At 56.5% G+C, this 15,663-nt stretch carries 15 protein-coding genes; 3 read left to right on the top strand and 12 right to left on the bottom strand.

Going from position 1 to position 15,663, the window contains the following annotated elements:
- Nucleotides 1–100 precede the first annotated feature (100 nt).
- On the top strand, nucleotides 101–745 hold the full coding sequence (crp, locus tag U5A05_RS02605; RefSeq protein ID WP_261740722.1) for a cAMP-activated global transcriptional regulator CRP: 645 nt from the start codon (nucleotides 101–103) through the stop codon (nucleotides 743–745).
- Here crp and U5A05_RS02600 read toward each other — a convergent pair.
- From U5A05_RS02600 to U5A05_RS02585, 4 genes are all read right to left on the bottom strand, one after another.
- Nucleotides 742–1,443: a lipoate--protein ligase family protein gene (locus U5A05_RS02600; RefSeq protein ID WP_261740721.1), complete on the bottom strand. Its 702-nt coding sequence runs from the start codon at nucleotides 1,441–1,443 to the stop codon at nucleotides 742–744. The two genes, crp and U5A05_RS02600, sit on opposite strands and share 4 nt — an antisense overlap.
- Before the next feature lie 132 nt (nucleotides 1,444–1,575).
- A complete protein-coding gene (trpC, locus tag U5A05_RS02595; protein ID WP_261740720.1) occupies nucleotides 1,576–2,412 on the bottom strand; it encodes an indole-3-glycerol phosphate synthase TrpC in 837 nt (278 codons plus the stop codon).
- Nucleotides 2,409–3,458 carry an anthranilate phosphoribosyltransferase gene (trpD, locus tag U5A05_RS02590; protein ID WP_261740719.1) on the bottom strand — a complete coding sequence of 350 codons (1,050 nt, stop codon included), beginning with the start codon at nucleotides 3,456–3,458 and terminating at the stop codon, nucleotides 2,409–2,411. Before trpD ends, trpC begins: the two co-directional genes overlap by 4 nt.
- A gap of 9 nt (nucleotides 3,459–3,467) precedes the next feature.
- Nucleotides 3,468–4,061 (bottom strand): aminodeoxychorismate/anthranilate synthase component II, encoded by a 594-nt coding sequence (locus U5A05_RS02585; RefSeq protein ID WP_261740718.1) that lies wholly within the window; start codon nucleotides 4,059–4,061, stop codon nucleotides 3,468–3,470.
- A 397-nt stretch (nucleotides 4,062–4,458) separates the two neighbouring features.
- Here U5A05_RS02585 and estP point away from each other — a divergent pair, with 397 nt between their 5' ends.
- Nucleotides 4,459–6,390 (top strand): esterase EstP, encoded by a 1,932-nt coding sequence (gene estP, locus U5A05_RS02580; RefSeq protein ID WP_321835548.1) that lies wholly within the window; start codon nucleotides 4,459–4,461, stop codon nucleotides 6,388–6,390.
- A gap of 54 nt (nucleotides 6,391–6,444) precedes the next feature.
- Here estP and trpE read toward each other — a convergent pair whose 3' ends face one another.
- From trpE to rpe, 3 genes are all read right to left on the bottom strand, one after another.
- Nucleotides 6,445–7,926, bottom strand: a complete 1,482-nt coding sequence (trpE, locus tag U5A05_RS02575) for an anthranilate synthase component I (protein ID WP_261740716.1) — start codon at nucleotides 7,924–7,926, stop codon at nucleotides 6,445–6,447.
- Between the two features lie 70 nt (nucleotides 7,927–7,996).
- On the bottom strand, nucleotides 7,997–8,815 hold the full coding sequence (locus tag U5A05_RS02570; RefSeq protein ID WP_261740715.1) for a phosphoglycolate phosphatase: 819 nt from the start codon (nucleotides 8,813–8,815) through the stop codon (nucleotides 7,997–7,999).
- Nucleotides 8,812–9,486: a ribulose-phosphate 3-epimerase gene (rpe, locus tag U5A05_RS02565; RefSeq protein WP_019823117.1), complete on the bottom strand. Its 675-nt coding sequence runs from the start codon at nucleotides 9,484–9,486 to the stop codon at nucleotides 8,812–8,814. The genes U5A05_RS02570 and rpe overlap by 4 nt, the downstream gene beginning before the upstream one ends.
- Nucleotides 9,487–9,819: 333 nt before the next feature.
- Between rpe and U5A05_RS02560 the strand changes: the two genes are divergently transcribed.
- A complete protein-coding gene (locus U5A05_RS02560) occupies nucleotides 9,820–10,278 on the top strand; it encodes an REP-associated tyrosine transposase (protein ID WP_321835545.1) in 459 nt (152 codons plus the stop codon).
- Here U5A05_RS02560 and U5A05_RS02555 read toward each other — a convergent pair.
- The 5 genes from U5A05_RS02555 to U5A05_RS02535 all read right to left on the bottom strand — a co-directional run bounded on the left by U5A05_RS02555 (nucleotide 10,275) and on the right by U5A05_RS02535 (nucleotide 15,663).
- The gene (locus U5A05_RS02555) at nucleotides 10,275–11,099 is read right to left on the bottom strand and encodes an ABC transporter permease (RefSeq protein ID WP_321835544.1); all 825 of its coding nucleotides are present in this window, start codon (nucleotides 11,097–11,099) and stop codon (nucleotides 10,275–10,277) included. The genes U5A05_RS02560 and U5A05_RS02555 overlap by 4 nt on opposite strands.
- 10 nt (nucleotides 11,100–11,109) lie before the next feature.
- A complete protein-coding gene (locus U5A05_RS02550) occupies nucleotides 11,110–12,357 on the bottom strand; it encodes an ABC transporter permease (protein ID WP_261740712.1) in 1,248 nt (415 codons plus the stop codon).
- 68 nt (nucleotides 12,358–12,425) lie between these two features.
- Nucleotides 12,426–13,466: an ABC transporter substrate-binding protein gene (locus U5A05_RS02545; protein WP_261740711.1), complete on the bottom strand. Its 1,041-nt coding sequence runs from the start codon at nucleotides 13,464–13,466 to the stop codon at nucleotides 12,426–12,428.
- Nucleotides 13,467–13,506: 40 nt separating this feature from the next.
- The gene (locus U5A05_RS02540) at nucleotides 13,507–14,631 is read right to left on the bottom strand and encodes an ABC transporter ATP-binding protein (protein ID WP_261740710.1); all 1,125 of its coding nucleotides are present in this window, start codon (nucleotides 14,629–14,631) and stop codon (nucleotides 13,507–13,509) included.
- A gap of 396 nt (nucleotides 14,632–15,027) precedes the next feature.
- A complete protein-coding gene (locus tag U5A05_RS02535; protein ID WP_261740709.1) occupies nucleotides 15,028–15,663 on the bottom strand; it encodes a response regulator in 636 nt (211 codons plus the stop codon).

Here is a 15,663-nt window from a genome sequence, read left to right as displayed (position 1 = left end):
CTGTCTGGTAAGCTGGCGCCAAATCGCTGGCGCCAGCCAGCAAGCGCTCTATATAAAAATAGATCTAACCCTTACTGTGCAAGCTTTTCGGGATACAACCATGGTTGCTCTTTCTCCCATACCCAAAATCAAGAACCTCGACAAGTTTTTGACTTTTTGCCAGCGCAAACGTTATCCGGCCAAGAGCAATATCATCTGCGCAGGCGAGTCCTCACACACACTGTTCTTCATTATCAAAGGTTCGGTAACGGTTTTGATTGAAGACGAGGACGGTCGTGAAATGATCATTGCCTACCTCAATAGCGGAGACTTTATTGGCGAGCTGGGTCTGTTTGAACAACCGGGACAGGAACAGACACGCAGCGCATGGGTTCGGGCCAAGACCGAGTGCGAATTAGCAGAGATCAGCTATTCAAAATTCAGAGAATACACACAGCAAGAGCCAGAAATTCTTTACGCGCTAAGTGGCCAAATCGCTCAACGCCTGCGCAACACCACGCGCAAGGTCGGCGACCTGGCGTTCTTTGATGTCACGGGAAGAGTTGCTCGCTGCCTGCTTGAGCTGTGCAAACAACCTGACGCCATGACCCACCCTGACGGCATGCAAATCAAGATTACCCGTCAGGAAATCGGCAGGATTGTCGGTTGTTCGCGAGAGATGGTTGGCCGCGTACTAAAAGGTTTGGAAGAACAGAACCTGGTGAACGTCAAAGGCAAGACCATGGTGGTGTTCGGTACACGTTAAGGCTTGAGCAAGGGCGCCAGGATCTGTTGATAGCTGGCACTCAGGCGCTCAAAGAAGTCGGGGGCAACAAACGCTTCGTGCAAGGCAATGTGGCTGTCAGCCAAGCAGCGTTGCTCAAGATCGCACAGTTGATTGAAACGATTGACCGCAGCCACCATCGACTCACGCTCGTTATCGACCAGCAATGCACCGTGCACCAGGCCGACAGGTCGCTGCCCACCTTGGCTCTGTCGCCAGCGCTGAGCAGTTCCGACCAGCTTGCGAGCATTGAGATTGACGTTGAAACGACCATCACAAAACGCGCCCTCAACCTCACCCAAAGACGCAGCCCCACCCAAGTGAGTCAACAAATCGCAAATGGGCTCGCACAAGCGTCGATACGCGGTTTCGATACGCCCATGGTCACCTTCACTGCGCAAAGGCGCGTAGACCAGAGCGATATTGATCGTCGACGCAGACTGAGGAACCGGCTCGCCACCCGTTTCACGTAACAGAATAGGCCAGCCGCTGGCTGCCAACTCGACACTGGCCTGTTCAAAACCCGGCAAGCGACTCAAGCGGCGCGGCATGACCAACGCCCGATCCGTGGGTTGCCAGAACAGCACTCCAGCCTCCAACTCCCCGGCACAAACCGAGGCCAGCAAATCCTGCTCGGCCTTGAGGCCTGCTTCGACAGTGAGTTGTTTGACCAGCGGCATAAGATTCCTTCCAAACGCAGAACAACAATGACGGTGGGAGCGAGCTTGCTCGCGATGGCATCACCGCATTTACCTGACAGATCGCGTTGCCTGCATCGCGAGCAAGCTCGCTCCCACAGGAAGTTTTGCAGGTCAGTCCAGTGTCGAACCCGTCACCGGCACAACCCGCTCAGGGAAGAACAAGCGCTGCAGTTCGGTACCTGGATTCTCGGCGCGCATAAAAGCTTCGCCAACCAGGAACGAATACACCTCGCTGATTTCCATCAGTTCGACATCCGCACGATTAAGAATCCCGCTTTCGGTAATCACCAAACGGTCACGAGGAACACGTGGCAACAGATCCAGCGTGGTCTCCAGGCTGACTTCAAACGTGTGCAGGTTACGGTTGTTGATCCCCACCAAAGGCGTATCGAGGGTTTTAAGTGCGCGTTCAAGCTCATCGCCATCATGCACTTCAACCAACACATCAAGCCCTACGCTTTTGGCAACGGCAGCCAGTTCGGCCATTTTCACGTCGTCCAAAGCGGACACGATCAACAGCACGCAGTCGGCACCCAACGCACGGGCTTCGACGATTTGATACGGATCGATCATGAAGTCCTTGCGAATTACCGGCAAGGTACAGGCCGCGCGTGCCTGTTGCAGGTACGCATCGGCGCCTTGAAAGTAGTCGATATCGGTCAGCACGGACAAACAGGTCGCGCCGCCCGTTTGATAGCTCTTGGCAATTTCGGCAGGCACGAAGTGCTCGCGAATCACACCCTTGCTGGGTGAAGCCTTTTTAATTTCGGCAATTACCGCGGGCTGTTTCTTCTTGGCTTGTGCCAACAAGGCATTGGCAAAGCCGCGAACCGGATCAGCCTGAGCAGCCAGACGTTCGAGTTCTGCCAGGCTCACGCGAGCACTGCGCTCGGCAACCTCCTGAACTTTACGCGCCAGAATATTCTCCAGAACGGTTGGCACACTCATGCTTCATTCTCCTGCTTGAAAATCGCGGTAAATGCGCCCAGCTCTTCGAGCTTCTCTCGGGCCAACCCGGTGTGCAGCGCGTCATGGGCCAATTCCACACCTTCTTTAAGAGTGTAGGCAAGGTCAGCGGCATACAGTGCAGCACCCGCATTGAGAACAATCATTTCAGCGGCTTTCTGGCCCGCTTCAGTTTTGCGACGACCCAAGGCATCGCGGATCAACTCCAGCGATTGCTCCGGACTGTCGACCACCAGGCCAAACAGGCTTTGGCTCTTGATGCCCAGGTCTTCAGGCTGGACCCAATATTCCTTGATTTCACCTTTATGCAGCTCCGCCACATAGGTCGGTGCTGCCAGGCTGAACTCATCCAGGCCGTCTTGCGAATGCACCACCAGCACATGCTTGCTGCCCAGACGCTGCAACACTTCAGCCAAAGGCCGGCACAGTGCCTGATTGAAAACACCCACTACTTGATGCAACACACCAGCCGGATTCGTAAGCGGGCCAAGCATATTGAACAGGGTTCGCAGGCCAAGGTCGCGACGCGGAATGGCTGCGTGTTTCATGGCGCCATGATGACACTGGGCGAACATGAAACCGATACCTACGCTGTCGATGCAACGGCCTACTTGTGCAGGGGTCAGGTTCAGATATACACCCGCTGCTTCGAGCAAGTCCGCACTGCCGCTCTTGCCAGATACCGCACGGTTACCGTGCTTGGCCACGGTGCAGCCTGCAGCCGCAATCACCAGAGCCGAAGCTGTGGATACGTTGAAGATATTCGCGCCGTCACCACCGGTGCCGACAATATCGACCACGCCATCGAGGGTTTTGAGCTCTACCTTGTCTGCCAATTCGCGCATTACGGTCACGGCACCGACGATTTCGTCGATGCTTTCGCTCTTCATGCGCATGCCCATCATGAACGCGCCAATCTGCGCCTCGGTGCACTGACCGGTCATGATGTCGCGCATTACATCGCGCATTTCATCGGTGCTCAGATCGAGATGACCGACGATACGGTTCAGGGCTGTCTTGATATCCATTTGAAGTCCTTAGCGCGTGCCGCCGGTTTGTTTAAGAAAGTTGGCAAACAGTTCATGACCTTGTTCGGTCAGGATCGATTCAGGGTGAAATTGCACCCCTTCAATATTCAGTGTCTTGTGGCGCAAGCCCATGATCTCGTCGACCGTGCCATCTTCAAGCCGAGTCCAGGCGGTCAGCTCGAGACAGTCAGGCAGGGTTTCGCGCTTGACCACCAGCGAGTGATAACGGGTCACGGTCAACGGGTTGTTCAAGCCCTGGAACACCCCAGTATCGAGGTGATACACCGGGCTGGTTTTACCGTGCATCACTTGTCGGGCGCGAACCACATCACCGCCAAAAGCCTGGCCGATGGACTGATGGCCCAGGCACACGCCCAGAATTGGCAGTTTGCCTGCAAAGTGTTTGATCGCTTCGAGGGAGATACCCGCCTCGTTCGGCGTACACGGGCCGGGCGAGACCACAATACGCTCAGGTTTGAGCGCTTCGATCTGGGCCACGGTCAGTTCGTCATTGCGCACCACCTTGACCTCGGCACCCAATTCGCCGAGGTACTGCACAACGTTGTAAGTAAAAGAGTCGTAATTATCGATCATCAGCAACATGTTGCTAAACCTCTGAATTCACTGACATTCAAAACTGTTTTCAGAACTCTATGCCCGCAGTTTCAGTTGCTGGTTTGAACACACCAACCGAGGGGGAGCCATTCAGGAAAACGCAGGGGGCAGGTCCGGCGGGGCCGGCAGAGAAATATTAGGCGCGCCAACGCCAACGGCCTTGGGCCTTAACAACTCGCATAAAGAGTTTGCTGATGATCAACACAGGAAGGGTCTCATTTCTACGTCATGGCACAGTAACGTAGCCTCGCGACAGGTGCAACATGGGGTAGCGAATACAGGGGAAAACAACCATTAAGTACTTTGTGACTTTGTTTTACACGAAACAATTAATACAGATCGTTTTGTTAATGTCCGCGCTCTTAACAATAAAAAAGGTCGTCCCATGCGCAGGCTTTCACTACTTATCCCTCTGGCGGGATGCATTTTGTCCATCGTCAGCGAACGCGCCATAGCGGCCCCAACTCCCTACTCCACCATGATCGTGTTCGGCGACAGCCTGAGCGATTCGGGGCAATTTCCAGGTGTAGGCAGTGGCATGCGTTTCACCAATCACACCGGGCCCACGTACAAGGAATACAGCGGCGAGGAGTATGTTGCCGTAGCGCCCATGCGGCTGGGCGCAAAACTGGGTATTGCACCCGGTGATCTGGGCCCGTCCACATCGATGACAAATTCCGTCACAGGCTCGCCCGATGGCAATAACTGGGCGGTCGGTGGTTACCGCACGGACCAGATACTCAATTCCGTCACAACTGTTTCAAAAGTCACCGTCCCTGATGACTGGTTTTTAATTGGCGGTTCCGTACTGCGCAGCAAGCCTGGTTACCTTGTGGAGAACAACTTCAAGGCTGACCCCAAGGCGCTGTACTTCATTTCCGGTGGCGGTAATGACTTCATTCAAGGAAAGGTCACCAGCCCCGCTGAAGCAGGCAAAACCGCACAAAGGCTGGCTGCAAGCACCTACGCCCTGCAACAGGCCGGGGCGCGCTACATCATGGTCTGGCTGCTGCCCGACCTGGGCCTGACCCCGGCCATTTACGGCACATCTGCCCAGGCGGGTACCAGCTACCTCAGCACCATGTTCAACCATGAGTTGGTACAGCAACTCGAACAGATAGACGCCGAAATCATCCCTCTCAATATCCCGCTGTTGCTGCGTGAAGCCGTTACCGATCCTGCCCGTTATGGCTTGGCACTTGGACAGGACCTTATCGGTACTTGCTTCAACGGTGATGAATGTGCGGAAAACCCGAAGTACGGCCTCAACAGCTCAACTCCCAACCCGGGCAAACTGCTGTTCAACGACAAGGTGCACCCCACCGAGGTGGGTCAGCAGTTAATTGCCGACTACGCCTATTCATTGCTTGCCGTCCCTTGGGAACTGACTTTGTTACCCGTCATGGCTCAAGGCACGCTAAACGCCCATCAAGACCAACTGCGCAACCAATGGGCTGGCGACAACGGTCAATGGCAAGCCACTGGCCAATGGAGATCCATGGCTGCTGGTGGTGGGCAGCGCCTGGAAATCGACGGACAGGACACCTCCGTGAGTGCAGATGGCAGAGGCTATAACGTCAATATCGGCACCAGCTACAGGGCAGATGAAAACTGGCGTTTTGGAGTAGCAGGCGGGTTTTATCGGCAACACCTGGAAGCAGGCGCCAATGAATCGGATTACAAACTCAATAGCTATCTGGGCAGTGTGTTTGCGCAATACCAACACAATCATTGGTGGGGTGATGCCGCGCTGACGTTGGGAAGGCTGGATTACGACAGCCTAAAGCGAAAATTCGCGTTTGGCATAGGTGAAGGCATGGAGCAAGGGCAAGCTAACGGGCACCTTCGGGCGCTAAGTACTCGCCTGGGTTATGACATCGCACCGGCCTCAGACCTGTGGCACCTGTCGCCTTTTATCAGCGCCGAATATTCGCGGGTGGAGGTTAATCGCTATGAAGAAAAGGGGCGACGTTCGACTGCATTGAACTACGAAGAGCAGACGCTTGTTTCAAATCGCCTTGGTGCGGGTTTGCTCGCCAGTTACCAGGCCACCCCTCAGACGCTGTTGTTTGGCGAAGCCGCCCATGAACATGAGTTCCAGGACCAGACCCAACGCCTGAACATCGCGCTTAACAGCCTGCCCAATAATCGTTTCAAGCTCGAAGGCTATACACCGCCAAGTAACCTTGCCCGTTTGAGCCTGGGGGTCAGCCACAAACTGACCTCCGACCTTATGCTGCGGGCGGCTTATAACGCGAGAAAGAGTGACGGGGTTATGCAGCAGGGGGTGAATGTCGGGGTTAGCCTGAACTTCTAAAATCTCGAGGGTGCGTGTGGGAGCGAGCTTGCTCGCTCCCACAAAGGGACGCAATCAATCCCGTGGGGTTTGTTCGGCCAGGGCAACAGCACGGAACATTGCGCGGCGTTTGTTGAGGGTTTCTTCCCACTCAAGGGCCGGGACCGAGTCAGCGACAATGCCGCCACCAGCCTGCACATGCAATTCACCGTCCTTGATCACTGCGGTACGGATCGCAATGGCCGTGTCCATATTGCCGTTCCAGGCAAAATAACCGACCGCGCCGCCATACACACCACGCTTGACCGGCTCCAGTTCATCGATGATCTCCATCGCGCGGATTTTCGGTGCACCGGACAACGTACCCGCTGGCAAAATCGCCCGCAGTGCGTCCATCGCTGTCAGTCCGCTTTTGAGCTGGCCGGTGACGTTGGACACAATGTGCATCACGTTGGAGTAACGCTCGATCACCATCTTCTCGGTGAGCTTGACCGAGCCGATTTCTGAGACGCGGCCCGTGTCGTTACGCCCCAGGTCAATCAGCATCAGGTGCTCGGCGATTTCCTTGTCATCACTGAGCAGGTCCTCTTCGAGCGCCAGATCGGCCTCTTCAGTCGCACCCCGAGGGCGCGTCCCGGCAATCGGGCGTACGGTGATCAGGTTGTCTTCAACCCGTACCAGCACTTCAGGCGAACTGCCCACCACGTGGAAGTCACCAAAATTGAAGAAGTACATATACGGCGTTGGGTTGAAGCAGCGCAGCGCACGATACAAATCGATCGGCGCGGCCTTGAAGTCGATAGACATGCGCTGCGACGGCACCACTTGCATGCAATCGCCTGCGAGGATGTAGTCTTTGATCGTGTCGACGGCTTTTTCGTAGTCGTCCTGGGTGAAGCTGGAACGGAACACTGGATCAGCCGCTTGCTGCGCAGTGAAGTCCAGACCTCGGCGCGGCGTAATCGGTTGACGCAGTTGCTCTAGCAGCGCCTCAAGCCGGGCCTGACCCTCTTCATAAGCGTCAGGCCGCGCCGGATCGACCAGCACGATGGCGTGCATCTTGCCAGCCAGGTTATCGAATACCACAACAGCGTCGGACACCATCAGCAGAATGTCCGGCACGCCCAGCGGATCAGGGTTCGGGCACTTGCCCAGACGCTTTTCCACGTAACGCACGCAGTCATAACCGAAATACCCTACCAGGCCACCGTTGAAACGCGGCAAACCGGCAATGGTCGGCACGTTGTAACGAGCCTTGAACTCCTCAACGAAGGTCAACGGATCTTCAGCTTCGAGGGACTCGATCTCGACACCATCGTGGGTCACGCTGACCTGATGATCATGCACACGCAGCACCGTGCGGCATGGCAAGCCGATGATCGAGTAACGGCCCCACTTCTCGCCGCCCTGCACCGATTCCAGCAAATAGGAATTGGGCTGATCGGCCAGCTTCAGATAGATCGACAGCGGTGTGTCGAAGTCGGCCAGGGTTTCGCGTGCAAGGGGGATACGGTTGTAGCCAGCAGCGGCCAAACGCAGGAATTCTTCGCGGATCATGAGGTGCCTCGTGGTCTGAGGGTAAAACGGTCAGGTATGCAAACGTGCCGGCTATGCGGCCAGATTCAAGTCAGGCGCGCCAACGCCAGCGGGCCAGGGCCTTGATAACTTTCATCCAGAGTTTGCGAGTGACCACCACGATGGAATCTCTTCGAGAGGGGGAAACAGAATTGCCCAACGTTATCTCAGGCGCAGAATCTAAGCAACCGGCTATCAGCTCTTGCAGGTTGCCAATCACCATATCCGGTGATTCTTCTTCAATCGGTCGGCCGTGGTTGTAGCCATAACTCAGGGCTACGCAGCGCACACCTGCGGCCTTCGCCGCCAGCACGTCATTCCGCGAATCGCCGATAAACATTGATTGCGCAGGAGTGGTGCCAGCCATCTTCATCACAAACAGCAACGCGGCAGGGTCGGGTTTTTTCTGTGGCATGGTGTCGCCACCGACAATCCAGCGAAAAAACCGCCCCAGCTTCAGCTCATCCAACAAGGGCGCTACGAAGCGCTCCGGCTTGTTGGTGATCAGGGCCATTTCAACGCCCTGTTTTTGCAGCCACTTGAGGCTTTCGCGTACACCGGGATAAACCTTGGTGTGTTCATGGCCACCATCGTAGGCCTCCATGAAAATCTCCAGCGCCAGTTCGGCCTCAGTGTCGTCAACACCGCTGCCTTCCATGTTGCCGGCCAGGGCACGGCGCACCAGCATGGGCGCACCGTTGCCGATCCACAGCCGCACGTTCTCAATCCCGGCGGGCGGGCGACCCAACTTGAGCAGCATGGCCTCCACGGCGACGGCCAAATCCGGTACTGAGTCAATCAGGGTGCCATCCAGATCGAACATCACCAGCTTTGGCAGCCGCCCCTGAAGTAGCTGCTCAAAACGGCTCATGGACGGGCCAACGCTAGCTCGGCACGCATTTTTTGAATGACTTCTTCATAGTTTGGCGTGTTGAAAATCGCAGAACCGGCGACAAAGGTGTCAGCACCGGCTTCGGCGATTTCACGGATATTGCCAACGTTCACGCCACCGTCGATTTCCAGGCGAATCTCGCGCCCGGATGCATCGATCAGTGCACGGGCTTCACGCAGTTTATCCAGCGTGCCGGGGATGAATTTTTGCCCGCCGAAGCCTGGGTTTACGCTCATCAGCAAGATCATGTCGACCTTGTCCATCACGTACTTGAGCACATCCAGCGGGGTCGCCGGGTTAAACACCAGACCTGCCTTGCAGCCGCCTTCGCGGATCAGTTGCAGGGAGCGGTCGATGTGCTGCGTCGCTTCGGGGTGGAAGGTGATGTAGGTCGCGCCAGCTTCGATAAAGTCGCCGATGATCCGGTCGACCGGGCTAACCATCAGGTGCGCATCGATGGGAGCGGTGATGCCGTACTTGCGCAAGGCAGCGCAGACCATCGGGCCGATGGTCAGGTTGGGTACGTAATGATTGTCCATGACATCGAAGTGAACGATATCAGCACCCGCGGCGAGTACGTTGTCCACTTCTTCGCCAAGACGGGCGAAATCGGCGGAAAGAATCGATGGGGCAATAGCGAAGGGCTGCATGACGCACCTTTTAGTGGGCTAAACACGGTGGCGCGCATTGTATACCGCCCACCGTGACGCGCGCACCGCCTTGCCACGATGATTGGCCATATGCCATGCGTAGCAGCTGCCGAAGGAACGAGGCTGCGTTCGGTTGCGCAGCGACCGCAAATCCTCAATCCCCGTTTTACCTGACCCACCGCAATTTCAGGTTTTGCGACGGCTACGCCGTCGAACGCAGCCTCGTTCCTTCGGCAGCTGCTACGCCGGGTGCAATATCCGGTTAAAGGTTGGCTTTGTTACTTGCCGATGGCTGATCTAGCGTTAGTAATCATCAAACCGGAGGGCAAAGGATTGCCAGTTTTAAACAACGCATGCCGCCTGCGTATAGGCCGCTACTCAGAACCGGGTGGTATCTATCTGCTCACCACTGTCACCGACCAACGGCGGCCAGTATTCAATGACTTTCACCTAGGCCGCCTCGTAGTCAACCAGCTCCGGCACGCTCACGACGAAGGCGTCGTCAACTCAATTGCCTGGGTAGTCATGCCCGACCATTGCCATTGGCTGGTCGAGCTACGTCATAAATCGGTGAGCGAGCTGATGTGCCGCATAAAATCACGCAGTAGCGTGGCAGTTAACCACGCAAGCCAATCCAATGACCGACTCTGGCAAAAAGGCTATTACGACAGGGCACTACGCCATGAAGAGGACCTTAAGGCCGCAGCCCGCTACATCATCAGAAACCCGATCCGTGCACAGCTGGCCACACGGATCGGCGATTACCCCTTGTGGGATGCCTGCTGGTTCTAGGCCTGCGCCGTACGCAGCTTTTCACTGCGCCCACGCAACCACTCAAGGGTCAGCAACAACACCACCGAAAAAGCGATCAGCAAGGTTGCCGCAGCAGCAATGGTCGGGCTGAGGTTTTCGCGGATGCCGCTGAACATCTGCCGTGGCAGGGTCGCCTGCTCGGGCCCGGCCAAAAACAGCGTGACCACCACTTCATCAAACGAGGTGGCGAAGGCAAACAGCGCACCCGAAATAACCCCCGGCGCAATCAACGGCAAGGTCACCCGGCGAAAGGCAGTCAACGGCGAGGCACCCAAACTGGCCGCCGCCCGTACCAGATTGTGATTAAAACCCTGCAAGGTTGCTGACACGGTAATGATCACAAACGGCACGCCCAACACCGCGTGCACCACAATCAACGAGATGTAGCTGTTACCCAACCCCAGCGGGGCAAAAAACAGGTAACTGGCCACACCGATAATCACCACCGGCACCACCATCGGCGAGATCACCAACGCCATCACCAATGCTTTGCCGGGGAAGTCACCACGGGTCAGACCAATTGCCGCCAGCGTGCCGAACACCATCGCCAGCACCGTGGCCGCCGGGGCCACGATCACACTGTTTCTCAGGGCACGCATCCATTCGGCCGAAGCAAAGAAGTCCTGATACCAGTGCAGCGAAAACCCCTGCAGCGGATACACCAGGAAACTGCCCGAGTTGAATGACAACGGAATAATCACCAGTACCGGCAAAATCAAAAACAACAGGATCAGCCCGCAAAGAATGCGCAAGCTGTAGAACCAGACCCGCTCAAAGGGTGACATGTATGGGCTCAGCATGGCGTTCTCCTTAACTCAAGCGCAGGCGGCTGGCGCCTACCAGCCAGTTGTACATCAGGTACAGCACCACGGTAGCCAGCAACAACAAACCACCCAATGCTGTCGCCATACCCCAGTTGATGCTGGTGTTGGTGTAGAACGCCACGAAGTAGCTGACCATCTGGTCGTTCGGGCTTCCGAGCAAGGCAGGGGTGATGTAGTAGCCAATGGCGATAATGAACACCAGCAAACAACCTGCCCCTACACCGGCGTAAGTCTGCGGGAAATACACCCGCCAGAAGCTGGCAAACGGATGGCAGCCAAGTGAGATCGCTGCACGCATATAGGTAGGCGATATACCTTTCATCACGCTGTAAATCGGCAGAATCATGAACGGCAACAGAATGTGCACCATTGAGATGTAAACCCCGGTGCGGTTGAACACCAACTCCAGCGGCTTGTCGATCAGCCCCATGCTAATCAGCGCGCTATTGATCAGCCCGCCCGATTGCAGCAACACAATCCAGGACGCAACCCGCACCAGCACCGACGTCCAGAACGGCAACAGCACCAAAATCATCAGCAGGTTGCTTTGCCGGGTCGGCAGGTTGGCCAGCAAGTACGCCAACGGGTAGGCCAGCACCAGACAAATGCAGGTAATCACAAAGCCCATCCAGAAAGTACGGGCGAAGATGTCCAGATAGATCGACTGATCCGGCGTGGCCTGGGCAATTTCACCCAGGTCGTCGATACGGTGATCCACAGCCGCCAGCAGATAAAACGGGGTCACGCTGGAAGTATTGCGCTTGATCGCCTGCCAGTAAGCCGGGTCGCCCCAACGCTCATCAATGACTTCCATCGCATCTTTGTACGACTCAGGTGCCGCTTTGAATGGCAGCGCCTTGGCGGTTTTCATCAGCAGGCTGCGATAGCCGGCCAATTCCATATTCAGACGCTTGGACAAATCGCCCAAGACTTGATTCTTGCGCGCTTGGGCCAGGTCTTCACTCAGCGCCTGATACACCGGTTCCGCTGGTAAACCCTTGCCATCCCACCCGGCAACAGCCACGACGGTGCGGGGCAAGCCTTCGACCACTTCCGGGTTACCCACGCTTTTGTAGAGCAGGGCCGCAATCGGCACCAGAAACACCAGCAGCAGAAATATCACCAGGGGCGCAATCAGCGCCTGCGCCTTCCAGCGGTTAATCCGCTCGGCATGTGCCAGGCGTTTCTTCAAGGTGGGGCTGGAGACCTCGTTCAGGGGAACGGCGACGGCCATGGCGAACTCCGAAAATCTTTAAACGATGGCGGCGCGACCCAGTGGGTCGCACCGCATGTCAACGCTGCTTACTTGGCAGCCCAGGCGTTGAAGCGTTGTTCCAGTTGCTCACCGTTATCAGCCCAGAAGCTGACGTCGATCTGCACTTGGTTAGCGATGTTTTGCGGGGCTGTAGGCATATCGGCCTGCACCTCTTTAGGCAGCAGTGGCATCGCTTCCTTGTTGGCCGGACCGTAAGCGATGTTCTGCGAGTACACACTTTGCTGTTGTGGCATCAGCGTGAACGCCATGAACTTCTTGGCGGCGTCCGCCTTGGCTTTGCCCAACCCTTTAGGAATGGCCCATGCATCGAAATCGTAAATGCCGCCATTCCAGACGATCTTCAGATTGCTTTCTTTCTGCACGGCAGCGATGCGACCGTTGTAGGCCGAGCTCATTACCACATCGCCAGAGGCCAAGTACTGGGGCGGCTGTGCGCCCGCTTCCCACCACTGAATGTTCGGCTTGAGTTCATCGAGTTTTTTGAAGGCACGGTTCTGACCGTCTTTGCTCGCCAGCACGGTGTATACATCCTTGGGCGCGACACCGTCGGCCATCAAGGCGAACTCCAGGGTGTACTTGGCGCCTTTACGCAGCCCGCGTTTACCCGGGAAGGTTTTGGTGTCCCAGAAATCGGCCCAACTGGTCGGCGCGGTTTTAAGCTTGTCGGCGTTGTAGGCCAGCACGGTAGACCACACGAAGAAGCCAGCTCCGCAGGATTGAATCGCGCCTTTGACGTATTGCTCGGGATTGCCGAACAGTGCCGGGTCCAGAGGCTCGAACATGTCCTCGTCGCAACCGCGGGACAGTTCCGGGGACTCCACTTCTACCAGATCCCAGGAGATGCTTTTGGTGTCGACCATGGCCTTGATCTTGGCCATTTCACCGTTGTATTCCCCGGCGATGATCTTGCCTTCGCCCTTGGCTTCCCAAGGGGCATAAAACGCTTTGACTTGAGCCGCCTTGTTCGCGCCGCCAAACGACACCACGGTCAGATCGGTTGCGGCCAGAGCATTGGCCGCGAACATCAGGCCCAGACTTAAGGCCGTGAATTTGAAGGATGTATGCATTGTTGTTCTCCGCTGTGCAGGGTTGGTGAAGCCGGGGCGATCAATTCGCCTCTAAGAGAGGGTCCAGCGCACGTACATGTTCGACCTGCCAACCCAATGGCACGACGTCACCGACGGCCAGGGTGGGGTCCAGCTCGGCAATCGGCTGTTTCACAAAAAAATCGTTCATGCCGCAGACTTCCATACGCACCCGAACGTGATCGCCCAGGTAGATAAATTCTTCAACCCGGCCCGAGAAGCGGTTGGCGCATGACTCACTGGAACCATTGAGGCTAATGCGTTCCGGACGGATCGACAGGGTCACCGGATCACCTGTACGACCGACATTCACCGCCAGCGCCTGGACCTTCTCGCCCCTGCTCAGCTCGACCACACAGCGATCACCGTTCTGACTGTGCAGACGGCCATTGAGACGGTTGTTTTCGCCGATGAAGTTGGCAACAAAGGTATTTTTCGGCTCTTCATAGAGCATGCGCGGCGGGGCAATTTGCTGGATTTCACCTTGATGAAATACCGCAACGCGATCAGACATGGTCAGGGCCTCACCCTGGTCGTGTGTCACGTAGACCACGGTCACGCCGAGACGCTGATGCAGGTGTTTGATTTCCATCTGCATGTGTTCACGCAATTGCTTGTCCAATGCGCCCAACGGTTCGTCCATCAGCACCAGCTGTGGCTCGAATACCAGTGCGCGAGCCAGTGCCACGCGCTGTTGCTGGCCGCCAGAGAGCTGGGCCGGATAGCGCTGGGCGAAAGCATCGAGTTGCACCATGCTCAATACGCGCTTGACCCGTTCACTGATGTCGGTGCGGTTCAGCCCACGTACTGACAGCGGAAAGCCGAGGTTTTCGGCCACGGTCATGTGCGGGAACAGCGCATAGTTCTGGAACACCATGCCGATATCGCGCTTGTGCGGAGGCACGTTATTGATCGAGCGCCCCGCCAGCAGAATCTCACCCGCGGTTGGGGTCTCGAAGCCGGCCAGCATCATCAGACTGGTGGTTTTGCCCGAACCGGACGGCCCGAGCAAGGTCAGGAACTCGCCTTTGCGAATCTCCAGATTGAGATCTTTAACGATCAGGTTTTCGCCGTCGTAGCTCTTTTGCACGCCACGAAAGCTGACCAGAATCTCATCTGCCCCAGCGCTTGCACCGACCTCACTCATAACCACACCTTTTTGTTTTGGACTGCCGTAGCCCAAGACTAAAGAAGCGACCACCGCACAGTAATCGGGGGGCAAGAGAGATTCACATCAGGAGGCTGGAAGGGCTTGGGTAGGGATTGCCCTACAGGGATGTCGCGATTGGGATGGTTGCACCGATTAAGCCCTGCATTACGCTGCAGGGTTATGTCATAAGGGTCGTAAACAGATATGTGGGGCATGCCACAATCCCGCAGCTGCCGAAGGAACGAGGCTGCGTTCGGCGGCGCAGCCGTCGTAAAACCTGAGAACCCGGTCTTTCAGTTAAACCGCAGGCTCAGGTTTTACGAGCGCTACGCACTCGAACGCAGCCTCGTTCCTTCGGCAGCTGCTACGCCCCCCCCCCCGCTTCGAATACGGTTACAACAACTTGTGTTCCATCGCGTACTTCACCAAATCAGCCAGCGAAGTGATATTGAGCTTTTGCATCAGCCGCGCCTTGTGGGTGCTGATGGTCTTGCTGCTCAGCGCCAGCTGTTGGGCAATATCGTTGACATTAACCCCCTGGGCCAGTCGCTTGAACACCGAAAATTCGCGCTCGGACAGCAAGGCATGCAAAGGGCGTGAATCGGTCAGGCCAACCTCGAACACCATGCGGTCCGCCAGGTCCGGGTCGATATAACGCCCACCTGCCGCCACCTTGCGAATAGCCATCAGCAATAGCGCCGGGTCACTGTCTTTGGTGGCATAGCCCGCCGCACCAAACTTCAGCGCGCGCGCCGCCATTTGTGCTTCGTCGTGCATCGACAACACCAGAATCGCCGGTGGATTGTTCAAGGCACGAATCCGCGGTATCGCCTCCAGACCATTGACCCCGGGCATGGAGATATCCAGCAGCACCACCTCACACGGAACATGGCGCAAGGTTTCCAGCAACTGCTCGCCATTACTGGCCTCGCCCACCACCAGCAGGTCTTTGGCCAGGCCGATCAATTGCTTGATCCCTTCACGCACGATGGTGTGGTCTTCTGCTACCAGTACACGAATCACGAGCAT

This window comes from Pseudomonas kulmbachensis, assembly GCF_963681935.1.
GTDB classification, from domain to species: Bacteria; Pseudomonadota; Gammaproteobacteria; order Pseudomonadales; family Pseudomonadaceae; genus Aquipseudomonas; species Aquipseudomonas kulmbachensis.
The sequence above is the reverse complement of the archived record's forward strand: the minus strand, read 5'-3'. Positions and strand labels throughout refer to the sequence as shown.